Origin of the sequence: Streptomyces sp. NBC_00400 (assembly GCF_036048035.1) — a bacterium.
Taxonomy (GTDB): Bacteria; Actinomycetota; Actinomycetes; order Streptomycetales; family Streptomycetaceae; genus Streptomyces.
The window spans coordinates 5,355,489-5,379,878 of the sequence record NZ_CP107940.1; the positions used below are offsets into that span (position 1 = coordinate 5,355,489).

Consider the following 24,390-nt stretch of genomic DNA (forward strand, 5'->3'; position numbering starts at 1 on the left):
ATGCCCGCCCCAGCTGCCACGGCGCCCGGCCGGAGCGCCGGCCCGTCCGCCGACCGGGCCGCGCCCCCCTCGGGCATCCGCTTCGACCACGTCTGTGTCGCCTACGGCAAGCACGGGGAGCACACCGTCCTGGACTCCTTCGACCTGACCGTCGAGCCGGGCGAGGTGATGGCCCTGCTCGGCCCGTCCGGCTCCGGGAAGACCACCGCGCTGCGGGCGGTCGCCGGATTCGTCCAGCCGGCCTCGGGACGGGTGCTGATCGGCGGCCGGGACGTGACCGGACTGCCGCCCCACCGGCGCGGCATCGGCATGGTCGTCCAGCAGTACGCGCTGTTCCCGCACATGAAGGTCGCCGAGAACGTCGCCTTCGGACTCAAGGCGCAGAAGACACCGCGCGCCGAGATCCCCGGCCGGGTCGCCGAGGCGCTGGAGATGACCGGGATGGCCGCCTACGCCGACCGGCACCCCAGGGAGCTGTCCGGCGGCCAGCAGCAGCGGGTCGCCATTGCACGGGCCCTGGCCATCCGCCCCGGCGTGCTGCTGCTGGACGAACCGCTCTCCGCGCTCGACGCCCAGCTGCGCTCCGGCATGCTCGCCGAACTCGCCCGGCTGCACCGCGAGTTGCCCGAGGTGTCGATCCTCTACGTCACCCACGACCAGGTCGAGGCGCTGACCCTGGCCGACCGGATCGCGGTGCTGGACAAGGCCCGGCTGCAGGACTGCGGCACCCCGCAGCAGCTCTACCGCCGCCCGCGCACCGAGTTCACCGCCTCCTTCGTCGGCACCGCCAATCTGCTGCCGGTGACGGTGCGCGGCGACGGGGTCGACTTCGCCGGCCGGACGCTGGCCGTGCCCGTCGGCGACGGCGTGGCCGAGGGGGCCACCGCCACCCTCTGTCTGCGCCCGCACCTCGTCGGCCTCGGCGAGAGCCCGCTCGGCGACGGCCGGGGCACCACCCTGCGCGGCACGATCACCGAGGTCCAGTGGCGCGGCTCGACGCACCGTCTGTATGCGGCGGTCGACGGCCACCGCGTCCTCGCCGACGTGCGCGAACTGCGCGAGACACCGGCGCTGGGCGACGAGGTCGCACTGCACTTCGCGCCCGAGGACGCGGTCCTCATCCCGGCGGGGCTCAGCGAGGGTGGTGAGGCGCGTGCCTAGGACGGATACGGCGGTGGTGGCCGGGGCGGACAGGACGGTCGGGACAGACGGGACGCACAGGACGCACAGGACGGGCGGGACGGGCGGGGCGGCAGCGCCGGGCCGGGCCACGGAGAGCGCCGGCCCTGCCGCCGGCGCTGCCGCTCGCCCCCGCCGCCCCGGCCCCGCCCTCTGGGCCCTGCCCCCCGTCGCCGCCCTCGCGCTGGTCTTCCTCTACCCCCTGGCCCTGGTGGTGTGGCAGTCCTTCAGCCCCGAGGACGGCGGCCACTCCACCGCCCCCTACGCCACGGTCCTCGCCGAGGCCTCCTTCCGCGAGGCGCTGACGAACACCGTGCTGATCGCCGTCGGCGCCACCGCCGGCGCCCTGCTCCTCGGGCTGGCGCTCTCCCTCGTGATCGCCTTCGTCCCGCTTCCCGGAGGCAAGGCACTCGGCCGCTTCATCGACATCTTCCTCGCCTTCCCCTCCTTCCTGATCACCCTCGCCCTGCTGTTCCTCTACGGCACCGTCGGCATGGCCAACGGCCTGTGGACGGATATGACCGGCGCCGCCCAGGGGCCGCTGGACTTCCTCCACACCCCCTGGGGCGTCCTGCTGGCCGAGGTCACCTACTTCACCCCGTTCGTGATGCGGCCGCTGCTCGCCGCCTTCTCGCAGGTCGAGACCGGGCAGCTGGAGGCCGCCGCCTCGCTCGGTGCCCGGCCGTGGCGGATCGTACGGAAGGTGATCCTGCCGGAGGCGCTGCCCTCGCTCGCGGCGGGCGGCGCACTCGTCCTCGTCCTCTGCCTCAACGAGTTCGGGATCGTGCTGTTCACCGGCGCCAAGGACGTCGTCACCCTGCCGATGCTCGTCTACACCAAGGCCATCCTCGACGGTGACTACACCGGAGCCTGCGTCGTCGCCGTCGTCAACATCGCGCTGTCCGCCGGGCTCTACGCCCTCTACCGGACCGTGCTCCACCAGGCCGTGCGGCGGCGGACCGTGCCCCCCAGGAGCGTGCGCTCGCGTAAGGGCGGCGGCGCCGGACCGCGTACCGGAGGTGCATCCCACCGTGCTGGTGCCTAGCAGGACCGCCCGCCGGGCCGTCCACATCCTCTTCTTCGCCCTCTTCCTGCCCGTCTTCGCCCTGCCGCTGGTGGTGATCGTCGCCGCGTCCTTCGCGAACAACTGGAGCGGCGCGCTGCCCTCCGGCGCGACGCTGACGCACTATCGGGACATCGCCCGCGGCGATGCGCTCGACGCCCTGCTCACCAGCGTCCTGACCGCACTGGCGGCGAGCGTCGGCGCCCTGACCGCCGGCACCTGGGCGGCCCTGGCCGCCGAACGGCTCGGCCGCCGCGCACGCCGCCTCCTCGACGGGCTGTTCCTGCTGCCCGTCGCCGTCCCCTCCGTGGTCGTGGGCCTCTCCCTCCTCGTGGCCTTCTCCCGTCCCCCCTTCCTCCTCAACGGCACCCCGCAGATCGTGATCATCGCCCACACCGTGCTGGTCACCGCCTTCGCCTACCAGTCCGTGACGGCCGCGCTGGCCCGCCTCGACCCGGCGTACGAACAGAGCGCGGCCGGCCTCGGCGCCCGACCCGCCTACGTCCTGTGGCGGGTCAAGCTCCCCTTGCTGCTGCCGTCCCTCACGGCCGCGGCGGGCCTGTGCTTCGCCCTGTCCATGGGCGAGCTGAGCGCCACGATGATGATCTATCCGCCGGACTGGCTGCCCCTGCCGGTCCAGATCTTCGCCGTCACCGACCGCGGCTCCCTCTTCGCCGGTGCCGCACTGGCGGTCGCCCTGATGGCCACCACCCTGCTCGTCCTCCTGGGCGTCTCCCGCATCCGCACCAAGGCCTCGTACCGCTGACCCTGCCGCCCCTACTGCCCCCCCCACTGACCCCGTATCGGCACGCACCAAGGTCTCTCTCCCACCGCTGATCCCCGCGGCCACACCGGCAACCGCAACATCCCCACCCACCCGAGGAGTTATCGCGTCATGTCCCGCCCCCGCCCCCGCCCCTTCCGCAAGCCGCTCGCCGCCTGCTGCGGCGCCCTCGCCCTCGGCGCCCCGCTCACCGCATGCGGTGGCGCCTCCACCGCCGACCCCCACGCCAAGGAGATCACCGTCTACAGCGCCGACGGCCTCAAGAGCGAGAAGGGCGACGGGTTCTACGACACGGTCTTCAAGGACTTCCGGAAGAAGACCGGCATCAAGGTCAACTACGTCGAGTCCGGCTCCGGCGCGGCCGTCCAGCGCCTCGCCCGCGAACGGGCCAACACCAAGGCGGACGTGATCGTCACCCTCCCGCCGTTCATCCAGCAGGCCGACGGCAAGGGCCTCCTGGACACCTACCGCCCCAAGGGCGCAGACCAGGTCGCCGCCGCGGACAAGGACCCGTCCGGCAAGTGGACCTCGATCGTGAACAACTACTTCTGCTTCATCTACAACAAGAAGGAGCTGAAGCAGCCCCCCGCCACCTGGCAGGACCTGCTGGACGCCAAGTTCAAGAACCACCTCCAGTACTCCACGCCCGGCGTCGCAGGCGACGGCACGGCCGTCCTCATCAAGGCCCTGCACGACTTCGGCGGCAAGGGCCCGGCCCTGTCCTTCCTCAAGAAGCTCCAGGCCAACAACGTCGGCCCGTCCTCCTCCACCGGCCAGCTCGCCCCCAAGACGGACAAGGGCGAACTCCTGGTCGCCAACGGCGACGTCCAGATGAACTACGCCAACATGACGTCGATGCCGCACCAGGGCATCTTCTTCCCCGCCGCCGAACCCGGAGCGAAGCCCACCACCTTCGCCCTGCCGTACGCGGCCGGCCTGGTCAAGAACGCCCCGCACCGCGCCAACGCCCAGAAGTTCCTGGACTACCTGCTCTCCGCCCCCGTCCAGCGCCAGGTCTCCTCGGCGGGCGGCGGCTTCACCTCCCGCAAGGACATCAAGGCCACCGACGCCCACGCCACCGAACTCGCCAAGATCATGAAGAACGTCCAGATCTTCCGGCCGGACTGGAACGACATCGACAAGAACCTGGACGCGTACGTGGAGGGGTGGCGGGAGGCGACGGGGAGCTGACGGGAGCCCCGCTCACCCGGTCTTCATGTCGTAGCGCAGTTGCTGGAGCTGTGCGGGCATGACCATCCGGTCCGCCTGGACCGGGCGGTCCTGGGCATCGAGCGACAGCCGGATCACCTGCAGCACGGGCTGCGTCACGTCCGACTCCAGTGCCTCGGCTTCCTCCTGGCGGGGGAGCCGCGCGCTGACGTCCTCGCGGGCCCGGACCCCGATGTATCCGAGTTCGGCGAGCAGCGTGATCGCCCCGCCCGGGATCTTCGCCGTCCCGGCGAGCCGGGTGCCGCGGGCGATCGGCAGCGGGTAGTAGGTGTCCGTCAGCTCGCACGGCCGGCCGTCGAGGTACATGATGCGCCGCCGTACGACCACCTCGGCACCCGGCTCCAGACCCAGCACCTCCGCGATCCCGGCGGGCGCGACGGTCTCTCCCGCCTGCACGATGCGCTGGCTGCCCCGGCGCCCTTTGGCTGCCGTCTCGGTGCTCCACGCATCACGCTGCCCCGGCTGACGTGCGGTCAGGTACGGCACTGACGTGGTGACCCACTCGATGCTGCTCACGGCATCCTCCGGATACGGATACGGGCGGCCTTGTCCGGCACTTCCCCGGCCAACTGTGCTGCCTTCCGGAACGGGAGACAATCCCCGCATGTCCGGCAGGCCTTGCCGTCCTGTGCGAAGGGCTCACCGAGTCGCCCCGTGACCTGCTGTGGATCGTCGCCGTGAGCGGCGGTGTGCGGGTGCGGGTGCGGCCGGCTGCCGGCCGCCGGAGATCAGGGGTGCGGGCCGGGTCGGGGCGGCGGCCCGCTGACTTAGGGTGGGTGTGTCGGCCGTATGTACGTTCCGTATGTACGTTCCGCGGATCATCCGCCGTGGTCCGCGGCGGGTGACCCACGGACGGAGACGGCCGGCGCCCCTGGTCAACACGCACGGCAGGAGTCCGGCAGTGGCAGAGCGCAAGCCGATCGAGTCATGGCTCACCGACATGGACGGCGTCCTGATGCACGAGGGCGTTCCGGTCCCCGGGGCGGAGGCCTTCATCAAGCGGCTGCGCGAGTCGGGCAAGCCCTTTCTCGTGCTGACCAACAATTCCATCTACACCCCGCGTGACCTGCACGCCCGCCTGAACCGCATCGGGCTGGAGGTGCCGTGGGAGTCCATCTGGACCTCCGCGCTGGCCACCGCCCAGTTCCTGGACGACCAGCGGCCCGGCGGCACCGCGTACGTCATCGGGGAGGCGGGCCTGACCACCGCCCTGCACGACATCGGCTATGTCCTGACCGACCACTCCCCGGACTATGTCGTCCTCGGCGAGACCCGCACCTACAGCTTCGAGGCGCTGACGAAGGCGATCCGGCTGATCAACGAGGGGGCGCGGTTCATCGCCACCAACCCCGACGAGACCGGCCCCTCCCCGCAGGGCGCGCTGCCCGCGACCGGCTCGGTGGCCGCGCTGATCACCAAGGCGACGGGCGTCGATCCGTACTTCGTCGGCAAGCCCAACCCGCTGATGATGCGGCACGGGCTCAACGTCATCGGCGCCCACTCCGAGACCTCCGCGATGATCGGCGACCGGATGGACACCGATGTGCTGGCCGGACTGGAGGCGGGCATGGAGACCTTCCTCGTACTGACCGGACTGACCCGTCCCGAGGAGGTCGACCGGCACCCGTTCCGGCCCTCCCGTGTGGTGGACTCGATCGCGGACCTGATCGACCTGGTGTGAGCGGCGCCGAGGGCGCGTGAGCCGGGGGGATCGGCGCCCGGCGGCCACGAGCGTCCGCGCCGTGGACGGCCGGACCACCCGCGCCCGTGGACGGCCGGACCACCGGCGCCGTGGACGGCCGGACCACCGGTGCCATGGACGTCCGGCGCCCCGTAGTGCCTGGCGCGCCGCGGACGGCCCGGACCTCCGGCGCCGCTGACCCCACCCGAACGGCGCAGCCCCGGACCGCTACCGGATGCGGCCGGGCTCGCACGGGCGGACCTTCGGAGGTATCGGAGGTTCACTATGCGCTCACGGCAACTTGCTCTCTGCGCCGCGGTCGCGGCCTGCGCGGTGATGACGCCGCCCGTGTACGGCGGGGACGCTTGCGCCGCCGGGACCGGAGCGGTCTCCGTGGCCCTTGCCCCGGCGACGCCTGCTTCGGCGGCCCTTGCCCTGGCGAGCCCCGCCTCGGTCGTCCCCGCGTCGGCGCCGGCACCCCATCCCGCGCCGGCCCTCCACCCCGCTCCCGCGGTCCGTCCCGCTCCGGCCCCCCGCACCGGCGTGCCCGCCGAGGCCTCGCCGAGTCGTGAGCTGAGCAGCACCTCGGCCGTCGGCCTGGTGCTGGCCGGCGGCGCCGTCCTGGTCATCGCGGGACAGCTGCTCCGGCTCCGGATGCGACTGCGCCGCGAGCGGCGGGGTGAGGCCGATGAGCACTGAGGAACAGGTGAGCAATGACGGACAGGTGAGCACTGACGGACAGGTGAGCACTGAGGAGCAGGAGAGGACCGAGGCAAGGGCCGGGGCGCCGGCCCTGTCGGGCACACGCGGCGCCTTCTCCTCTTCCGGCGCCCTCCGTGCCCGCGGCCCCCACGCTCCCCATACTCCCTACAGCCCCTACAGCCCCTACAGCCCTTTCGCCCCACCCGGCATCAACTTCGGCCCCACCCCTGGCCACAACCGCCACAGCCACCACCCCGGCCCCGGCCCCAGCCCCAGCCCCAGCCTCAACTCCGGCACCAGCTCCGCCTCCGCCCCCGCCCACAGCCCCGCCCACACCCCCTGCCACACCCGTCGCCCCACCCGCCACCCCGGCCGCCATCCGGCCACCACCCCCGGAAAGCTTCTCGCCGGTGTGGCCTGGGCCGTGCTGCTGCTGGGGCTGTGGCTGTGGGGCCGTGATCTGGCGGACGGGGTGGCCGCGCAGCTCGCCACGACCGGTGATGTCGCCGCCGTCGGGCGCCCGTTGGGCCGTCAGGCCCCTCCACATGCGCATGCGCCGCTGCCCGCCGCCGTGAAGGCAGAGCCCGTTGGCCTCACCATCGACGCCCTCGGTGTACGGGAGGGCGGCATCGTCGCACGGGGCCTCGACGCGCAGGGCATCCTCACCCCGCCCCCGGACACCTCCCCGGCCCTCGTCGGCTGGTACGCCGAAGGGCCGCGACCGGGCGAGGCGGGTGCGGCGCTGCTCGTGGGCCGGGGCGGCGCCGACCGCGACTCACCTGCCCGGCAGACCCTCGTGCACCGTCTGACCGCCCTCAGGCCGGGGGAGCGGGTGGACATCCAGCGCTCCGACGGCAGCACCGCACGCTTCACCGTCGAGGACGTCCAGCTCTACGACCGTGACCGCTTCGACGCACGCAGGGCCTACGCCGCCCGCGACCGGGCCCGTTCCGAACTCCGGCTGATCGTCGACGACGGCGGCAACGGCCACGCCGCCCCGCACGCCCGTGGCAGCGGGGCCTCGAACGTGGTCGTGGTGTCGGCCTACTTGACGTCCCTTCAGGCGGAGGGCACGCGGGGCGGCTGAACCATCACGAGCGCCATTCGTCAAGCGTCTTAGCAGCCTGTGGACAGCCCGTCCACAGGCCGACCCCGGCGGATGGCCGTGTGCCACGATGGTGAGGCCGGCGGTCCCCGCCGGCCCTGTTCGATGTTCCGAGGGGGAGTGGATGTACGGCGATCTGCGACGGACGGCCGGTGCCGGTCCGCCCGTCGGGCCCCGCGGCGGCCGGCGGCGGACCGCGCATGCCGGGGCGGCGTCGACGAGGACGGCGGTGGGGGCACTGGCCCTGCTGCTGCTCGCCGGCTGTTCCTCCGGCGACGGTGACGACAGCGTTCCGGCCAAACCGGGCCAACGCCCCAAGGCCGTCGCCCCGTTCTGGGTCAACCCCGACAGCAAGGCGGCCCGCCAGGTATCCGACTACGGCGACGAGGGCAAGACCGCGGACGCCCGCCTGGCCAACAAGATCGCGGCGCAGCCGGTCGCGGAGTGGATAGGTGTCGACGACCCCCAGGGGGAGGCGCGCGGCTTCACCCAGGCCGCCGCCAAGGCCGACCGCGAGGCGCTGCTCGTTCTCTACAACATCCCGCACCGCGACTGCGGCCGCTACTCCCAGGGCGGTGCCGCCGACGGCAATGCCTACCGGGCCTGGCTGGACGGCGTACTCAAAGGCATCGGTGACCGCGCCACCACCGTCATCCTGGAGCCCGACGCGCTGCCGCACATCGCGGACAAGTGCACCCCGCAGCAGTTCCACGAGGAGCGCTACGCCCTGCTGACGGAAGCGGTCGGCAAGCTCAAGGCGCTGCCCCGCACCAAGGTCTACCTGGACGCCGGCAATCCCCACTGGATCAAGGACCCGGGCCAGATGGTCGAACCCCTCAAGCGGGCCGGCATCGACCGCGCCGACGGCTTCGCGCTGAACATCTCCAACTACCAGACCACCGCGGAGAACACGAAGTACGGCAAGCGGCTGTCCGCCATGGTCGGCGGCAAGCCCTTCGTCATCGACACCAGCCGCAACGGCAACGGTCCGGCCCCCGGCGGGGACGACCCGGAAAACTGGTGCAACCCGCCCGGCCGCGCCCTGGGCACCGCACCGACCACCAAGACCGGCGACCCCCGAATAGCCGCCTACCTGTGGATCAAACGCCCGGGAGAGTCGGACGGCACCTGCAAGGGCGGTCCCAAGGCGGGCACCTGGTGGCCCAAGTACGCCCTGGGACTGGCCCGTAGCGCCGAATAGCGGGGCAGCGGGCGGCAGCGGCTGCCGCAGGCCCGGCCGGACCTGCGGCAGCCGCTGCCGTCACACTCACTGACCCCGTGTCGCGGGCACCTTCACCCACACCGCCTTCGACGGGGTGCCGTGCCCGTCGACCGCGTTCAGCATGTACCACCCGGGCGGCACCAGCGACGGGTCCTTGGGCAGGGTGACCGTCACTCCGTCCCCGCCCTTGGCCACCGTGAAGTCCAGTGCGATCGAGCGCTGTTCGACATTGGTGACATGGGTGAACGAGCCGGGGCGCATCAGCCGCATCTTCTTGATGCCGGCGGCGTGCGGGGAGCCGAAGGTCGCGCTGCCGCCGAGCGAGACCGTCTTCGGCCCCTCGTCGGTCAGCTCGGGACGCGACTTCCGGTAGAGGTACGGCGGGGTGTAGAGGTCGATCTGCTGCTGGAAGACGCCCGGCTTGGTGTTGTCCTTGTCGGCGTAGAGGGAGTCGGAGCCGAAGGTCATCACCCGGCCGTCGGGCAGCAGCAGCGCACCGGAGTGGTAGTTACGGCCCACCAGCGGGTCGGCCACCTGGCGGGCGGAGTTGGCCGCCGGGTCGTACAGCTCCGCCTTGAGGATGTTGGAGTCGCTGCGGCCGCGGTAGTCACCGGAGCCGTTCGTGGTCAGCACGGTGTCGTCCGGCATGATCACGCTGCTCGGGTAGCGGGCCTTCGCATACAGCGGAGGGCCGTCCTTGAAGCGCGGCGACGGGGCGTGCAGATCCACGATGCGGGTCTTGTCCGTGGACTTCGGGTCCTCGCCGACCCCGCCTCCGCCCAGCACCATGTACCGCTGCTCCTGGGCCGGCGGCAGCAGCACCGACATCGAGGTCTCCAGGATCTTCGGATCGCTCATCCCGGGCACGACCTGGAACTTGTTGGACTTCAGGTCCCAGATGCCGGGGGTGCGGCCGATGTTGTCCGGGCCGTAGCCGGCGTTGGAGCCGGTGTAGAAGATCCGGCCCTGGTCGGTGAGGAAGAGCGCCGGGTAGGTCGGGAAGAAGCGCCGCTTGGGCAGGTAGGTCCACTTCTTCGTCTTCGGGTCGTAGACCTCCTGCTTGCCGGGGACGACCTGCCCGATCTCGTCCAGCCCGGAGACGGAGAGGACCTTGCCGTCCTGCAGCGTGGTGAGCGTCGGGTACCAGCGGGCCTCGTTCATCGGGTCGACGGGTATGTAGCGCTCGGCCACCGGGTCGAACTCGAAGGAGTCCTTGATCCCCTGGAAGTCCTTCTTGTCGAAGGACAACTTCTGCGCGATGCCGTAGAAGTTGTGGGCAGCCGCACCGGTCAGGCCGTGGATACGGTAGTTGTCCTGGGCGCCGGTGGAGTAGCTGCGGCCGTCCTTCAGGGCCTCGACATAGACCCGCGCCTCGCTGTGCACCACCGTGACCTTGCCGGTCTTCGGGTCGGTCTTCTTCTTGGCCCGCGGCACCACGACCGGGTCCTTGGAGGCGAAGGTCTTGCCGTTCTTCTTGCCGGTGAAGAGCGTGCCGGCCGGGAAGGTCTTCGGGGCGTCCGGGTCCTCGTTGTAGACGATCATGAGGCCGCCGGCCTTCTTCACATCGCCGTTCAGCTTCTCGTAGCGCTGGGTCCCGCCGGCCACCAGCAGCTTGCCGTCGGGGAGCTGGGTGTGCCCGGAGCAGAAGAGGTCCTTGGGCGTGGGGATGTTCTTGAAGGTGTTCTTCTCCGGATCCCACAGGACCGTACGGAACGATTTGGCCTTGAAGTTGGCCGCGTTGTTGCCGGAGCCGGCGACCAGCAGCACCTTCCCGGTGTGCAGCAGGGCCGCGTGGATGGTGTTGATGCGGTACTTGTCGGGGACGTTGACGACATCCCAGTGGCCGTTCGCCGCCTTGTACTCGGGCTTGTTGATCTTGTACTGGTGGTACTGCTCCGAGGCGAAGCCGTAGAGGGCCGGCCCGTTCATCGCGGCGAGCGCGAGCACCACCGCCGCCGCTATCGCCACTCGGCGGGTGCGACGGTTCGGACGGTACTTCATGTGTGACGTCCCCCAAGGGCGATCTGCAGGGTCTGTTCGGAGCTGACGGCCGGGGCGTCGGCCTGATCAGCGGTCTGACCAGGGCCCTGGTCAGGGGCCTGGTCGGGGGCTTGGTCAGGGCCCACGCGCGGGCCGGCGGAGGGGCCGGCGGAAGGGGCGGCCGGCTGGCCGTCGGCCCGGGCGGCGGCCGGCAGCGCACCATCCGCGACACCGCCCGTGGCACCACCGGCACCACCGGCACTCTCGGCACCACCGGCGGCTCCGTCGGCACCCACACCCTCGGCACCCCCGGCAGCCGCCGCCTCCCTCCGCTTCCGCTCCTCACCCCGTACGGTCAGCCGCCAGGCGATGATCGGCGCGGCGGTGATCAGCATCGCGAGCGTGGCCCAGGTGACCATCGCCGGGTGGCTGTGCCCCAGCACGAACGAGGCGACCAGCGAGCCCCCGAAGACGAGCAGGAAGAACAGGTGCACCCGGAACGTCCCGAAGAGCGTGTCCGGGCTGGACGAGTCGCCCTTCGGCGTGACCACGAACTTGCTCTTGCGGCGCAGCACCGTATCGAACAGCGACCGGGCGTAGATCGGCGCGGAGAGCGCGGACATCACCATGCCGGCGACCCCGCCGGAGCCCTCCGGCTCGTGCGGCGAGACATTGTGCCGCCGGTTCCAGATGTACAGGCCGATCTGCAGCGCCGAGGCATTGCCGTAGAGCATCATCCACACCGCGGGATCGATCTGCACACCCGAGGCCCCCAGGCCCAGGAACAGCGCACAACTGAGCGCTGCCAGGATCCAGTTCAGCGCCGACATCGGGTAGAAGATCACCATCATGGTGTAGTTGAAGAGCCGGCCGGCGGGCAGCGTGAACGGCGCCTTCCAGAACTGCTTGAGGATCGTCTCGTACGTCCCGCGCGACCAGCGCAGCTGCTGGGTGAAGAAGTCGGTCCAGGCCGTGGGCCCCTCGCCGACCGCGAGCACGTCCGGGGTGTAGACCGAGCGCCACTTCTTCCCGGTCTGCGGGTTGCTGTGCCGGTGCATCTCGAAGCCGGTCGCCATGTCCTCGGTGATCGAGTCGTACAGCCCGCCGATCTGCTTCAGCGCGCTGATGCGTACGGCGTTGGACGTACCGACGAACATCGGGGCGCCATAGCGGTTGCCGGCCCGCTGGACCAGCGCATGGAAGAGGAACTGCTGCGACTCGGCGGCCTTGGTGACGAAGGTGTCGTAATTGCCGTACACCTGCGGGCCGATGACGAAGGCGACGTCCGGGTCGCGGAAGAAGCCCAGCATCCGCTCCAGGTAGTTGGGCAGCGGGACGTGGTCGGTGTCGACGGAGGCGAAGTAGTCATAGGCGTCGCCGTGCGCCTGCAGCCAGGCGTTGTAGTTGCCGTGCTTGGTCTTGGCACGGTGCGGGCCCTTGGCCTGGTTCCACTCCGGGACGCCCTTGCGGCTGAAGTGGTGGACGCCCAGGCGCCGGCAGACTTCCTTGACCTCGGGGTCGTCGCCCTCGTCCAGCAGCCAGACGTGCAGCAGACCGCGGTGGCGGATCTTGACCGCCGCCTCCAGCGTCTTCGTCACCATGGCGAGGGGTTCCTTGCCCGGTACGAACGAGGTGAGGAAGGCGACGCGGGTGCCGCTCTCGGGTATGACCGGGACGGGGTCGCGGGCGACCAGGGTGGCATGCGCGTTGGACAGCACATTCATGCACCGGAACAGCTCGATCAGCCCGATCGAGACCAGCATGACGACGTCCAGCGCCGGAAGGAAGTCATAGGCGGGGTAGTCGCGTTCGGTCCAGTGGGTCGGCTGCATCAGCCAGACCAGCAGCCCGAACGAGACCAGCGGCGCGGCGCCGAGCAGCAGGGCCGCCCGTATGCGGTGCGGTTCGTCCGCGAGCAGCGAGCGGTAGCGGACCTTGTAGGGCTTGTCCGGGTCGGGCCGGGTGAGCGGCCCGGCCAGCCGGCTGTAGTGCTCGTAGTCATAGCGCGGCAGCGGCTTGCGCTGGGTCCGCCGCTGCCGGTGCTGGCGTGGCACGCGCAGGCGCGCCGTGGCCGACGGGTCGTACGGGCGCTGCGGCCGGGAGCCGTCAGGCGGCGACGTCATGAGTCCATCCCCCCGCACGCAACCCTGGCTGCGTGCCGTCTGTGCTGATGGCCCGAGTCCGCGGTCCCCCGCGACCGACTCGGGCGCTTTGCTGTCGGCCGCCTGCACCGTCGGACGGTTGGCAGCCGTCCTCCGGTTGCGTATGCAACGCTGCCGCGATCCTGCCAAGCGGCGATTTCCCCGTGTTCACATCACGCCATCCGGCGTGCCCGACTGGTCCCACTCGGCTGGATGCGGCCCTCATTTCGCCGAGTTATCAGGTCAGGTTCCCTAACCGCCGTCGTGATGGCAAGAGTTGTCCAGGGAATTGTGTACAAGAGTGCGCAAGACGGGGCCGGGTGTGGCGCGGGGCACATCACTTTGATACGGAACTGGCGCCAATTCTCCCGCTGTCAACGGATATCGGGGCAATTGTCAAGGCTTCCTCGCTCTGGGTGTCCAGCAGGATCCCGTGCGTAAAGGGGGTGCCCCGCACCAGTAATTCCCCGGTCGATCCGCCGCCAACCGGTAAAGGTGGCCGGCGCGCCAGGGGATTCCCGGGCGGGGTGCGACGGAGGGCGCGGAGGTTGCCATCCCCCGAACAAACAGCCTGTTCAGGGGACTTGAGACGCCGGAGGTGCGGTATGGATCGGCGTCTGCGGGAATGTGTCGGCCGGGCAGCCGGGGAGTGGATCCATGACGCGTTCGACCTGCTTGCCGACCCCGGTGAAGTTACCACTGAGTATGCCGATTTGGCCGAAGGTGTGACCACTTCCCGGGAGGGAGGCAGAGGGAATCCCCGCTCGCCCGGCCTATGGGCGACCGTCGTCGGGGGAGTGCGGGAAGCGCCTTCCGTGGGGGATGGGCCCGCGATTTCCGGAGTCCTGTTGCTATGGCGTCGTCGCCGCTTCGGACGGCTCGGCCGCCTTGGTCGCCTGGATGCCGCCGCCGGTCGAGGGCGGATCCGGAGCGGGGGTGGAAACGCGTGGCGGCGGAGTGGCGTACTTGCGGAGAAAAGGGAGGGCGCCGGGGGTGGGTGAATCTGTGTGCGATCGGATCATTACCGTTTGTGATCGCAAGGGAATCGGCTGCCGCCATCCGGGGGGCAGGCCGAGGGGAGGGGTGCGGGGGTGGTCATCCGTCCGGTCGACCCCATGACTGAGGCCCCCCGCATGGCGAGGGGCCTCAGTCTTACGTGCGCCGCCAGGGACTCGAACCCCGGACCCGCTGATTAAGAGTCAGCTGCTCTAACCAACTGAGCTAGCGGCGCGCGCTGACCTGAAGAACTTTACACGAACGCGAGAGGTGCTCCGTACCCCCGACCGCTGCGCTCACGCGCTCGGCCCATGTGATCCCCGCCACTCGCCGTGGCGTCCGGTGGTTCCGCCCTACTTCACCAGGGAGTCACCTCATAGGGGGCAAAAGACTCTTGGTCCGGGGGCCTTCGTCCCGCGGTCCGCCCGCATTGCTCCACGAAGATCGATTTCATCGGCTCCATGGCGGTCGGACATCAGTTGCCCCGTCAACATGCGATATCTCCTGCCGGTTGAGAGGCTGAAGCGAACGTCGGGACGAAAGAACGGAGCGCGCCCGGAGGGTGTCGGCCATGGCGTCCGTCACTCCTCCTCTCCCCTTTGCAACCCCACCCTCCACAGCAACGTCTGCCAGGACGCGCGCCCCGGACCGGGTCCCCGGGACTCGCCCCTCCGTCGGAAAGGTTGATCGTCGTGGTGTCGACAGCCAAGCGCACCCTTGAGATGCAGCTCCTCCTCGGGCCGGACGAAGCGGTTCCGGTGGCCGGCCGGTTCAGCTATCGCAGCGACCGCCCTTACGAGGTCGAGGTCGCGTTCATCAGCCGTGGCCAGAAGGTGGCCACCTGGCTGTTCGCCCGTGATCTGCTGCTGGCTGGGCTGTACGGCGAAGCAGGCGAGGGGGACGTACGGGTGTGGCCCTTCCGCCGGCCGGGCGCATCACGGCGGGTGCACATCGAGCTGTCCACCGATGACAGCGTGTGTGAGCTGTCGGTGCGCGCGATCGAGCTGACCGCCTGGCTGGAGCAGACCGCGGCGATCGTTCCGCCCGGCCATGAGGACCGCTATCTCGACATGGACACTCACCTGGCCCGGCTGTTCGCCGGGAAGTGCTGAGGGGGGACAGGGCGATCATGATCACGACTACGACTACGACTACGACTACGACTACGACTACGGCCGCGACCACGGCCGGTACTGCGAGGGCCGCCGCGGGCACGGCTGCGGGTACGGCGACGGTGACGGCCGCGACCACGGCCGCGACCACAGCCGCGACTGCGCCGGGGGCCGTGAGCGCGACCGGGGCTGCGGGTGTGCCCGCGGCCCGGTCCGCGGGCACACCCGCAGCCCCGGGCAGGGGCAGGAAGCCGACCGGACCTGCGGACGTGGCGGCGGCCGCCCCCGGCGCCGGTATACCGGCCGCCGGTGTGTCCGGCCCGTCCGCCGCGACACCGGTGAGCTCCGAAACGCCGGTGAGCTCCGGAACGCCGGCCCCGACCCCGGACTCCGCCCCCGGCATACCGTCGGCCACCCAGGCCACCCAGGTGACCCCGGGCGCCTCCGCCTCCTCCGCCTCCTCCGCCGAACCTGCCTCCGCCTCCCCGCACGACCCCTGTGCCCACGGCTTTCTGCCCGAGCGGCCGCCCGTCCGTTCCATGATCGGAACCTGGACCCGGCTGGACGTCATGGCACGTGCGGTCGCGGTCGCGCCCGACCGTGAGGCCGCCATCGCGCTCGTCGAACGCGCGCATCGCGCGGAGGAGTTGTCCGCCCTGCGGCAGCGCGTCTCCCGCCTCTCCCTGCGCAATGCGGAGGCCGCCGCCCTGCGGATCGCGGTGATCGCGGTCTCCTGCGGCTGGGGTGGCCTCGACCCGCAGGCTCCGGCCGCTCGCGAGGTCGCCGACGAGGCGTTTCTCGATCTGTGGGCGGCGATCGCCCACCGTATCGACCACGATCAGTTCGTCGCCCTGCCCACCCTCGCGCTCCACAACTGGGTCCCCGAGCGCAAGCCCCGCCGCCATATCCCCATAGACCAACTGGCCCGCACCGAAGTGCTCGTGCCGATCGTCCGCTGGGCCCCGGAGGGCCAGCCGCTCAGTCGTCTGGACCGGTTGATGCTGGCCGCGACGCGCCTGGAGGCGCACGGGATCTGGCTCTTCCGGCTCGCCGAAACCCTTGCGGGCCGGTCACCCGACGACTCCTCCACCCCGACGGCGCTGCGCCGCCTGGTCCGTGTTCAGCATGCGCTGCGCGCCCAGCTCGTCGCCGAGGCGGCGGAACTGACGGCCGCGCCGGCCACACCGCAGCAGCGTGCGGTGCTCGGTGCGCTCGCCGAACAGGGCGCCCTGGAGCCGCCGGTCCTCCAGGCGGCCGAAGCGGTGCTGGGTATCGGCGGACGCCGTATGGGCGAGGGCAGGCGCCAGTTGCTGCGGCGCCATCTCCCGGCACAGCACCGTGCCTGGCTCAGCGCGATGGACCGCCACTGTGCACCCGTACGGACCCTCGCCCACCGCGGCGGCCCCGACGCCGCCGTCTACCGCGAGGCCCAGGAGTCCCTGATCGCCCTCCGCCGCACCTATACGGCCCTCGTCCAGGCCGCCGCCCGCCCCACCACGGCCCCCCTCACGGCGGCAGCCTGACCTGACCTGCTTCGGCTTGGTCTGGCTTCACCCCGACCCGACCCGACCCGACCCGACCTGACCCGACCTGACCCGACCTGACCTGACCCGACCTGGCTTGGCCTGGCCTGAATGTGGCCGGACCGGACGCGGCCGGGGTCGCTCCGCACCCACGCGAGCCGGCTCCGCACCGGCACGGAACTGCTCCGCACCGATTGCAGTGATTGGTCTGGACATGCCAATGCCGCAGTCCTACTCTGCTGTTTGGTCTAGACCGCAGAGTTCGGCACCGCAGTGCACTGCATTTCTCCCGGCATGGAACTCCCCCACGTTCTTCAGGAGCGAAGCATGCGCAAAAAGATCAGTGCGGCCGTGATCGGCCTCGGCGTCCTCGGTGTCTCCCTCCTCTCCACGGGCAGCGCCTCCAGTCACGGCTACAGCGACGCGCCGCCCAGCCGGCAGGCGCTCTGCGCCAAGGGCACCGTCAAGGATTGCGGCGCGATCCAGTACGAACCCCAGAGTGTCGAGGGCCCCAAGGGCTTCCCGGCCGCCGGCCCGGCGGACGGCAGGATCTGTTCCGGCGGGCAGCAGAACTTCGCCCAGCTGGACGACCCGCGCGGCGGAAAATGGCCCGGCACCAAGCTCTCATCGGGGCAGGGCTACACCTTCACCTGGCGGCTGACGGCGCGACATGCCACCACGGACTTCGAGTACTTCATCACCAAGGACGGCTACGACCCCGGCAAGCCGCTCACCCGCGCCGACCTGGAGCCCCAGCCGTTCATGACGGTCCCGATGGGCGGCGCCCGGCCGGGCGAAACCGTCCAGCACCAGGGCACCGTCCCCACCCAGAAATCCGGCCGCCACCTCATCCTCGGCGTCTGGAACATCGCCGACACAGGCAACGCCTTCTACGCCTGCTCGGACGTCGACCTCTCCTGACGCCCTGACGCCCTGACGCCCTGACGCCCCGACGACCCGGCGGGGGACACCGCGCCGCACCCCCGCCGGGCCTCCCCACTCCCCACTCCCCACTCCCCACTCCGTCTCCCCCCGGGGAAAACCCGGCCCCGCCCTCCCCACCTGACGCCACGTCAGCTACCCTCCGACGCCATGGCAGCCAACGGCACCAGCGGTCAGGAACGTTCCGGCGCCGCCACCGTCGCGGAGCTCGTCCAGGCGCAGTGGGGCGATCACCGGGTGGGAGCGAAGTACGAGGATCTGGTGCTCACCCATCACGAGCTGGCGGGCGGCGCCGCCGCGCGGGCGGCGCTGCTGGGGGAGCTGCTGCCGCGCGGTGCCGAGCCGCACCTCGGGGTGTTGCTGGGCAATGTGCCCGAGTACCCGCTGTGGCTGAGTGCGGCGGCGCTCGCCGGGGCCGCGGTCGCCGGGCTCAACCCCACCCGCCGCGGGCCGGAACTCGCCCGCGACATCAGCCATACCGACTGCGCGCTGCTGATCACCGAACGCGCCCAGCTGCCGCTGCTCGCCGGCCTGGACCTCCCCGTCCCGCCCGAGCGGATCCTCGTCGTGGACGACCCGGCCTACCGGGACCTGCTCGGGCCGTACGAGGGCACGACGCCCGGCGAGATCGCGGCAGGCGGACGCGGACGCGGACACGGCGCCACCGGCACCCCGGCCCCCGCCTCCCGGATGCTGCTCTCTTTCACCTCCGGCTCCACCGGCGCGCCCAAGGCCGCCCTGTGCACCCAGGGCCGGCTGGCCGCCGCCGGACACTCGCTGGCCAGGTACTTCGGGGTGCGCCGGGACGATGTCCACTACCTCTGCATGCCGATGTTCCACGGCAATGCCGTGATCGCCGGCTGGGCCCCGGCGCTGGCCGGAGGGGCCGCCGTGGCGCTGCGCCGCCGCTTCTCGGCCTCCGCCTTCCTCCCCGATGTGCGCCGCCACGGGGCCACCTACTTCACCTACGTCGGCCGGGCCGTGCAGTACCTGCTCGCCACCCCGCCCGCCCCCGACGACCGGGACCATACGCTGCGCAGCGGCTTCGGCACCGAGGCGGGCGCCGTCGACGCCGCCCGCTTCGCCGAACGGTTCGGCGTCCGCCTGACCGAGGGGTACGGCTCCTCCGAGGGCGGCGCGGCGATCCAGCGCACCCCGGACACCCCGCCCGGCGCCATCGGCCGGGCGGCCCCCGGCGACGATCTCGCCGTCGTCGATCCGGAGACCGGCGCCGAGCTGCCGCGCGCCCGCCTCGCCCCGGCGGGCCGGCTGCTGAACGGGGACGAGGCGACAGGGGAGCTGGTCAACCGCGGCCGCAGCTCCTTCGAGGGCTACTGGCGCAACCCCGAGGCGACCGCCGCCCGCACCCGCGGCCGGGGCGAAGGCCGGGTCGGCGCGGGCTGGTACTGGACCGGCGACCTCTTCTTCCGGGACACCGAGGGGTTCTTCCACTTCGCCGGGCGGACGGATGACCGGCTGCGGGTCGACAGCGAGAACCTGGCCGCCGCGATGATCGAGAACATCCTCGCCCGGTACGCCCCGGCCGCCGGTGTGGCCGTGTACGCGGTACCCGACCCGGTCGCGGGGGACCAGGCCATGGCGGCCCTGGCGCTGCGGGACGGCGCCGTGTTCGACCCGGACGGCTTCGTGGCCTTCCTCGCCGCCCAGCCCGATCTCGGGACGAAAATGGCTCCCCGGTTCGTACGGATCCTGGACGCGCTGCCGGTGACCGCCACCCACAAGGTGCACCGGGCCGCCCTGCGCCGGACCGGGTTCCGGTGCCCGGAGCCGGTCTGGTGGTCCCCGGTCTCGCCGGTCTCCCCGGCTGCCCCCGTCTCCCCGGTCTCCGCGGCGGGCCCTTCCGGCCCCGCCGCGCCGGTCGCCCCGGTCGCGCCCGTCGTCCCCGCCGGCAGCGCATACCGCCGCTTCACCGCCGCGGACCGGGCCGCCCTGCTGGCGCTGTACCGCGACCACGACCGGGCCCACCTCCTGGACCGGTGACCCACGACGGAGGGCCCGCCGGTGATCCGGTCCGGTGCTGCGCCTCAGCGATCCGGCCCGGAGTTGCGGGGCCCGGCGATCCGGGGGCCCGCCGTCCCGGGCAGCCCCGTCCCGGGCAGCCCCGTCCCGGCACAACAAAGTGGGCGTCCCCGGAGAACCGGAAACGCCCACTTGGTACGTGCGCCGCCAGGGACTCGAACCCCGGACCCGCTGATTAAGAGTCAGCTGCTCTAACCAACTGAGCTAGCGGCGCGCGCTGACGAAAGAAATACTACCTGGTCGAGAGGGGTGCTCATGACCACGCAAGCGGGTCAGGGCGCAGGGGCTCAGATCGCCAGCGACAGCAGTACCGGCGCGGCCTGGCGGTTCAGGGTGTCGGCAGCCTGGCGCAGGCGGTGGGCGTGCTCCAGCGGCATGGAGAGGGCGAGGCAGCCGACCGTCGCACCGGCGGTGATCGGTACGGCCGCGCAGACCGTGCCGACGGCGTACTCCTGGAGATCGAGGACCGGGACCGTGGGCGGCTGGCTGTCGAGCTTGTGGAACAGGACCTTCTCGTTCGTGATCGTCCGGGAGGTGAGCCGGGCGGTCTTGTGACGGGAGAGATGGTCCTTGCGGCCGTCGTGGTCGAGCTGTGCCAGCAGGCATTTGCCGACCGCGCTGGCGTGTGCCGTGCGGTGGAATTCGGCCCACTCGTTGACCTTGGGAGCCAGTGGTCCGTCGGCGTAGTGGAGGATCTTCACCTCGCCGTCGATGTACCGGCTGATGTAGACCGCCGCGCCGACCGAGTCGCGCAGGTGGTCGAGGGTGAGCTGGAGCTTGTCGCGCAGTGCCTGGTTGCGGTCGCCGCCCGCCCCCAGGAGCAGGAGCGATTCGCCTACGACGTATGCGCCGTCGGTGACCTGCTCGACATAACCCTCGCGCCGGAGCATCGACAGCATGTGGGCGAGCTGGCCCGGGGACAGTCCCGTTTCGCGGGCGATCTGTGCATCGGTCACACCGCTGGTGTGCCTGGAGATCGTTTCGAGCACGCGAAGGGCGTACTGCACCGAATGGAACGGCGCGGTCGGCTCGGGCTTCAGCGCCACGGTGTCCCCCTAGCAGGTTGTTACCGCTTGCGTCATGACGGTCGTTGGCGGTCTCGGCCGGCGCTTGTGCGGCCGGTCCCGGACAACGGCGTTGCCCTCACGATAGCGGTCAACGGCCCTCGAGGGAGGGGGTCTTGACTGAAAAGAAGCGTGCCCGCCGTTTCTGTACTGGGGCTTGAGACTTCGGCATATGCCAAGGTCAAGATGCCCCCGGTGTCCTGGTGCTTTGTGCCCCGCGGCACCCGTATACCCCGGGACGAGGGAGGGGGAAAGCCTCGGAAGGGTACGGAACCGGCCACATCTGTGGCCGGTTCCGCGAGTCGGTCCGAAAGCCGGACGCCCGGTCCCCCGAAACCCGGGGAGCCAAATCCGGCCGTACGACGCCGAGTCACCTCACGACACCGGACCCGGCGCCCAGCGGCTGCCCTTCTGCAGCGCCGCTCTACAGCACCGCGCTCAGGAATTCCCGCGTGCGCTCGTTCTCCGGCTCGCTGAAGATCTTCTCCGGAGACCCGGATTCGATGACCCGGCCGGAGTCGAACATCAGGACATCGTCGGAGATGTCCCGGGCGAAGTTCATCTCGTGGGTGACGCACAGCATGGTGATGTCCGTGGTGTGCGCGATGTCCCGCAGGACGTCCAGCACCCCGGCCACCAGCTCCGGGTCGAGCGCGGAGGTCACCTCGTCCAGCAGCAGCACCTGCGGGCGCATCGCCAGGGCCCGGGCGATGGCGACCCGCTGCTGCTGGCCGCCGGAGAGCTGGGTGGGGTACTTGTCGAGGTGCTCGGTCAGGCCCACCAGTTCGAGGAGGTCGCGGGCCCGCTCCTCGGCGGCGTCCTTGTCCAGCCCGAGGACGTGCACCGGCGCCTCGGTGATGTTCCGCAGCACCTTCATGTTCGGGAAGAGGTTGAACTGCTGGAACACCATGCCGATGTTCTTGCGGACCTCGCGGATGTGCTTCTCGCCGGCCGCGACGAGCTTGCCGCCCTTCTCCTCGTGCGTCAGGTACTTGCCGCCGACCTTGATCGTCCCCTCGTCGGGCTTCAGCAGCGTCATCAGCAGCCGCAGGATCGTGGTCTTGCCGGACCCGGAGGGGCCGATCAGGGTGACGTGCTTGCCCGAGGAGACGGTGAAGTCCAGCGAGTCCAGGACCGTGTGGGCCCCGAACCGCTTGGTGACCTTGTCGAAGCGGATCAGCTCGGTGCCTTCGCCTGACTCCGTCCGGGGGGAGGTCCCGTCCGCCGGGCCGGCCGTGTCTTTCGCGTCTTTCGAGGGGGTGTGGTCAGCGGACAAGGCGACGCTCCAGGGCTCGCAGGAGGAGGGAGGTGGGGTAGGAGATGACCACGAAGAGGATGCCGACGACGGTGATCGGCTCCAGGTAGTCGAAGGTGGTGGCGCTGATGCTGTTCGCCTGGAAGAGCATGTCGGCGACGGTGATACCGGCCAGCAGCGGTGTGTCCTTGAACATCGCGATGACGTAGTTGCCCAGGGCGGGCACCACCCGGCGGAACGCCTGCGGAAGGATCACCGCGGTCCAGGTGCGCCGGCGCGGCAGGCTGAGCGCCGTGGCGGCCTCCCACTGGCCGGGCGGCACCCCGTCGATACCGGCGCGGTAGACCTCGGAGGTGTACGTCGAGTAGTGCAGGCCCAGGCCGATGACACCGGTGGTCAGCGGCGCGAAGGTCAGACCCCAGCCCGGCAGGACGAAGAACAGGAAGAACAGCTGCACCAGCAGCGGGGTGTTGCGGATGAACTCGACGAAGATGCTGACCGGCCAGGTCACCCAGCGGCTCGGTGCGCGCAGGGCCAGCGCCCACACCAGCCCGAGCGCGAAGGACACCAGCGAGCCGTAGACCGTCGCCTGGACGGTGATCCACAGGCCCTTGAGGATGTCGGGCATGATCTCGCCGACGTAGCTCCATGACCAGTTGTTCACGGCTTTCCTCCGGTGGCCAGCGCCTCGGGGCCCTGCTTCTCGACGGGCAGTTTGCGGGAGAACCAGCCCTCGCCCTTGGGCACCGCCCGGCCGACCGAGGCCTTGGCGCGGCGCTCCAGCATCCGCATGATCCGGGTCATCACGAACGCGACCGCGAAGTACAGGACGAGGATGATGCCGTAGATCTGGGCGCTCTGGCCCGTCGACAGCCGGGCGAGCTTGGCCTGGAAGGTGAGTTCGCCGATGGACAGCAGCGAGGCCAGCGCGGTGCCCTTGAGCAGTTCGATCAGCAGGTTGTTGAAGGGCGGCATCATCTCGGGGACGGCCTGCGGCAGTATCACCTTCCGCAGCCGCTGCCAGGGCGTGAAGCTCAGCGCGATGGCCGCCTCGCGCTGGGCGGGGGCCACCGCCTGGACGGCGCCCCGGACGATCTCGGAGCCGTACGCGCCGTACGACAGGCCGAGCGCCAAAGTGCCCGCCCAGATGCCGACCAACTGCCAGCCCAGCAGCGGCAGCGCGAAGAACAGCCAGAACATCAGCACCAGGGCCGAGGTGCCGCGGAAGAACTCCACGTAGACCCCGGACAGGAAGCGGACGATCCAGAACCGTGAGGTGCGGGCCAGGCCGATGCCGAAGGCGACGACCGCGGCCAGGGCGGCGCTGTAGACCATCAGCTGGATGGTGATCCACAGTCCCTCGAAGAAGAGTTCCCACAGAGCGCCGGTCACTTTTTGCAGAGCTCCTTCGCCGTGAGGTCGGTCTGGAACTCCTTGGTGAAGCCGTACGGCCGGGCGATGCGCAGGAGTTCACCGCTCTTCTTCATCTTCTGCAGCTCGCGGTTGAAGGCGTCGCGCAGCTTGGTCTCGCCGATCCGGAAGCCGTAGCCGCCGCCGTCGCGCTGGGGCTTGCCGTCGACCTCCGGTGTGAACGGCGGGGTCATCTCGATCTTGGGGTGGGCGCCGGTCTTCAGCGCCTCGATCATGGTCAGCGCGGTGCCGGCGAAGACGTCGATCCGGCCGGCCTCCAGGGCCTCCATGCCGCCGATCTGGTCGCCGTAGGTCTGGATGGCGCTTTTCTTGACGCCGTTGCCGACCGCGTAGTCGATCTCGGCATAACCGATACCGGAGCCCATCCGGAGGTGCCCCTTGGCGATATCTGCATAGGTATGGATATTTTTCGGGTTGCCCTTGGGCACGAGGAAAGCGTCCTTGTTCTCGTAATCCGGATCGGAGAAGAGAACGGCCGCACAGCGGGCCTTGTTGATGAACATGCCCGCGACGATCACGTCGTACTGGAAGGAGTGCAGACCGGGCACCAATGCGCCGAATTCGACCGGTACCGGCTCGAAGTTCCTGATGCCCAGCCGGCGGAAGATGGTCTTGGCGACCGCGGGTGCCTCACCCGTCAGTTCGCCCTTGCTGTTGATCGACGCATAGGGCGGTTCGCCGGCGATGCCCATGCGGACCGTGCCCTTTTTCCGCAGGTCCTCCAGCTGGTGTCCGCCCCCGGTCGCCCCGGAGACATCCACCCGGGAGCAGCCCGTGCCCGCTCCCATCGCACCCGCCGTGCCGAGCGCCGCCACCCCCGCGAGCAGCGTTCGCCGCCGGATGCCTCCGGCCAATTTTCTCTTGATCATTTTGGTGTTCTCCTGTGGTGGAGCCATGGGCGCGCGGCTACCCGAACGCCTGGCATATATGCCGATCGTTT

General features: G+C 70.7%; 20 protein-coding genes and 2 tRNA genes. 12 read left to right on the top strand and 10 right to left on the bottom strand.

Going from position 1 to position 24,390, the window contains the following annotated elements:
* The 4 genes from OHS81_RS23495 to OHS81_RS23510 all read left to right on the top strand — a co-directional run bounded on the left by OHS81_RS23495 (position 1) and on the right by OHS81_RS23510 (position 4,217).
* The gene (locus OHS81_RS23495) at positions 1–1,161 is read left to right on the top strand and encodes an ABC transporter ATP-binding protein (protein WP_328386639.1); all 1,161 of its coding nucleotides are present in this window, start codon (positions 1–3) and stop codon (positions 1,159–1,161) included.
* Positions 1,154–2,224: a 2-aminoethylphosphonate ABC transporter permease subunit gene (locus OHS81_RS23500; RefSeq protein ID WP_328386640.1), complete on the top strand. Its 1,071-nt coding sequence runs from the start codon at positions 1,154–1,156 to the stop codon at positions 2,222–2,224. Before OHS81_RS23495 ends, OHS81_RS23500 begins: the two co-directional genes overlap by 8 nt.
* Positions 2,211–3,008, top strand: coding sequence for an ABC transporter permease (locus tag OHS81_RS23505; RefSeq protein ID WP_328386641.1), 798 nt, complete (start codon positions 2,211–2,213; stop codon positions 3,006–3,008). Before OHS81_RS23500 ends, OHS81_RS23505 begins: the two co-directional genes overlap by 14 nt.
* A gap of 129 nt (positions 3,009–3,137) precedes the next feature.
* Entirely contained in the window at positions 3,138–4,217 is a 1,080-nt protein-coding gene (locus OHS81_RS23510) for a 2-aminoethylphosphonate ABC transporter substrate-binding protein (RefSeq protein WP_328386642.1), read from the top strand.
* Between the two features lie 12 nt (positions 4,218–4,229).
* Here the strand turns inward: OHS81_RS23510 and OHS81_RS23515 are convergent, their stop codons facing one another.
* Positions 4,230–4,772, bottom strand: a complete 543-nt coding sequence (locus tag OHS81_RS23515) for a GntR family transcriptional regulator (RefSeq protein WP_328386643.1) — start codon at positions 4,770–4,772, stop codon at positions 4,230–4,232.
* A gap of 385 nt (positions 4,773–5,157) precedes the next feature.
* Here OHS81_RS23515 and OHS81_RS23520 point away from each other — a divergent pair, with 385 nt between their 5' ends.
* From OHS81_RS23520 to OHS81_RS23535, 4 genes are all read left to right on the top strand, one after another.
* A complete protein-coding gene (locus tag OHS81_RS23520) occupies positions 5,158–5,937 on the top strand; it encodes an HAD-IIA family hydrolase (RefSeq protein ID WP_328386644.1) in 780 nt (259 codons plus the stop codon).
* Between the two features lie 393 nt (positions 5,938–6,330).
* Positions 6,331–6,636, top strand: a complete 306-nt coding sequence (locus OHS81_RS23525) for a hypothetical protein (protein ID WP_328386645.1) — start codon at positions 6,331–6,333, stop codon at positions 6,634–6,636.
* Complete coding sequence (locus OHS81_RS23530; protein ID WP_328386646.1) at positions 6,626–7,726, top strand: sortase domain-containing protein; 1,101 nt, start codon at positions 6,626–6,628, stop codon at positions 7,724–7,726. Before OHS81_RS23525 ends, OHS81_RS23530 begins: the two co-directional genes overlap by 11 nt.
* 142 nt (positions 7,727–7,868) lie before the next feature.
* Positions 7,869–8,945 carry a glycoside hydrolase family 6 protein gene (locus tag OHS81_RS23535; RefSeq protein WP_328386647.1) on the top strand — a complete coding sequence of 359 codons (1,077 nt, stop codon included), beginning with the start codon at positions 7,869–7,871 and terminating at the stop codon, positions 8,943–8,945.
* Between the two features lie 66 nt (positions 8,946–9,011).
* Here OHS81_RS23535 and OHS81_RS23540 read toward each other — a convergent pair whose 3' ends face one another.
* The 3 genes from OHS81_RS23540 to OHS81_RS23550 all read right to left on the bottom strand — a co-directional run bounded on the left by OHS81_RS23540 (position 9,012) and on the right by OHS81_RS23550 (position 14,318).
* Positions 9,012–10,967 carry a kelch motif-containing protein gene (locus OHS81_RS23540; protein WP_328386648.1) on the bottom strand — a complete coding sequence of 652 codons (1,956 nt, stop codon included), beginning with the start codon at positions 10,965–10,967 and terminating at the stop codon, positions 9,012–9,014.
* Positions 10,964–13,069: a glycosyltransferase family 2 protein gene (locus tag OHS81_RS23545; protein WP_328386649.1), complete on the bottom strand. Its 2,106-nt coding sequence runs from the start codon at positions 13,067–13,069 to the stop codon at positions 10,964–10,966. The genes OHS81_RS23540 and OHS81_RS23545 overlap by 4 nt, the downstream gene beginning before the upstream one ends.
* A 1,175-nt stretch (positions 13,070–14,244) precedes the next feature.
* Positions 14,245–14,318 (bottom strand) — tRNA-Lys (locus OHS81_RS23550).
* 457 nt (positions 14,319–14,775) lie between these two features.
* Here OHS81_RS23550 and OHS81_RS23555 point away from each other — a divergent pair.
* From OHS81_RS23555 to OHS81_RS23570, 4 genes are all read left to right on the top strand, one after another.
* On the top strand, positions 14,776–15,195 hold the full coding sequence (locus tag OHS81_RS23555) for an SsgA family sporulation/cell division regulator (RefSeq protein ID WP_328386650.1): 420 nt from the start codon (positions 14,776–14,778) through the stop codon (positions 15,193–15,195).
* A gap of 356 nt (positions 15,196–15,551) precedes the next feature.
* Entirely contained in the window at positions 15,552–16,718 is a 1,167-nt protein-coding gene (locus OHS81_RS23560) for a hypothetical protein (protein WP_328386651.1), read from the top strand.
* A 327-nt stretch (positions 16,719–17,045) separates the two neighbouring features.
* Positions 17,046–17,639, top strand: a complete 594-nt coding sequence (locus OHS81_RS23565) for a lytic polysaccharide monooxygenase auxiliary activity family 9 protein (RefSeq protein ID WP_328386652.1) — start codon at positions 17,046–17,048, stop codon at positions 17,637–17,639.
* Between the two features lie 171 nt (positions 17,640–17,810).
* Complete coding sequence (locus OHS81_RS23570; protein ID WP_328386653.1) at positions 17,811–19,661, top strand: AMP-binding protein; 1,851 nt, start codon at positions 17,811–17,813, stop codon at positions 19,659–19,661.
* Positions 19,662–19,840: 179 nt separating this feature from the next.
* Here OHS81_RS23570 and OHS81_RS23575 read toward each other — a convergent pair.
* The 6 genes from OHS81_RS23575 to ehuB form a co-directional block, all read right to left on the bottom strand.
* Positions 19,841–19,914 (bottom strand) — tRNA-Lys (locus OHS81_RS23575).
* Between the two features lie 73 nt (positions 19,915–19,987).
* Positions 19,988–20,746, bottom strand: coding sequence for an IclR family transcriptional regulator (locus OHS81_RS23580; protein WP_328386654.1), 759 nt, complete (start codon positions 20,744–20,746; stop codon positions 19,988–19,990).
* Between the two features lie 442 nt (positions 20,747–21,188).
* The gene (ehuA, locus tag OHS81_RS23585; RefSeq protein ID WP_443058754.1) at positions 21,189–22,040 is read right to left on the bottom strand and encodes an ectoine/hydroxyectoine ABC transporter ATP-binding protein EhuA; all 852 of its coding nucleotides are present in this window, start codon (positions 22,038–22,040) and stop codon (positions 21,189–21,191) included.
* Complete coding sequence (ehuD, locus tag OHS81_RS23590) at positions 22,030–22,647, bottom strand: ectoine/hydroxyectoine ABC transporter permease subunit EhuD (RefSeq protein ID WP_328391379.1); 618 nt, start codon at positions 22,645–22,647, stop codon at positions 22,030–22,032. Before ehuD ends, ehuA begins: the two co-directional genes overlap by 11 nt.
* Positions 22,648–22,679: 32 nt before the next feature.
* A complete protein-coding gene (gene ehuC, locus OHS81_RS23595) occupies positions 22,680–23,411 on the bottom strand; it encodes an ectoine/hydroxyectoine ABC transporter permease subunit EhuC (RefSeq protein ID WP_328386655.1) in 732 nt (243 codons plus the stop codon).
* A complete protein-coding gene (ehuB, locus tag OHS81_RS23600) occupies positions 23,408–24,346 on the bottom strand; it encodes an ectoine/hydroxyectoine ABC transporter substrate-binding protein EhuB (RefSeq protein WP_328386656.1) in 939 nt (312 codons plus the stop codon). Before ehuB ends, ehuC begins: the two co-directional genes overlap by 4 nt.
* Positions 24,347–24,390: the final 44 nt, after the last annotated feature.

Bases quoted from the DNA above. Each gene is read 5' to 3' on its own strand.
- OHS81_RS23535 (WP_328386647.1), top strand. From the start codon at position 7,869: ATGTACGGCGATCTGCGACGGACGGCCGGTGCCGGTCCGCCCGTCGGG.
- ehuD (WP_328391379.1), bottom strand. From the start codon at position 22,647: ATGCCCGACATCCTCAAGGGCCTGTGGATCACCGTCCAGGCGACGGTC.
- OHS81_RS23540 (WP_328386648.1), bottom strand. From the start codon at position 10,967: ATGAAGTACCGTCCGAACCGTCGCACCCGCCGAGTGGCGATAGCGGCG.
- OHS81_RS23495 (WP_328386639.1), top strand. From the start codon at position 1: ATGCCCGCCCCAGCTGCCACGGCGCCCGGCCGGAGCGCCGGCCCGTCC.
- OHS81_RS23530 (WP_328386646.1), top strand. From the start codon at position 6,626: ATGAGCACTGAGGAACAGGTGAGCAATGACGGACAGGTGAGCACTGAC.
- ehuB (WP_328386656.1), bottom strand. From the start codon at position 24,346: ATGGCTCCACCACAGGAGAACACCAAAATGATCAAGAGAAAATTGGCC.
- OHS81_RS23510 (WP_328386642.1), top strand. From the start codon at position 3,138: ATGTCCCGCCCCCGCCCCCGCCCCTTCCGCAAGCCGCTCGCCGCCTGC.
- OHS81_RS23565 (WP_328386652.1), top strand. From the start codon at position 17,046: ATGCGCAAAAAGATCAGTGCGGCCGTGATCGGCCTCGGCGTCCTCGGT.
- OHS81_RS23570 (WP_328386653.1), top strand. From the start codon at position 17,811: ATGGCAGCCAACGGCACCAGCGGTCAGGAACGTTCCGGCGCCGCCACC.
- OHS81_RS23545 (WP_328386649.1), bottom strand. From the start codon at position 13,069: ATGACGTCGCCGCCTGACGGCTCCCGGCCGCAGCGCCCGTACGACCCG.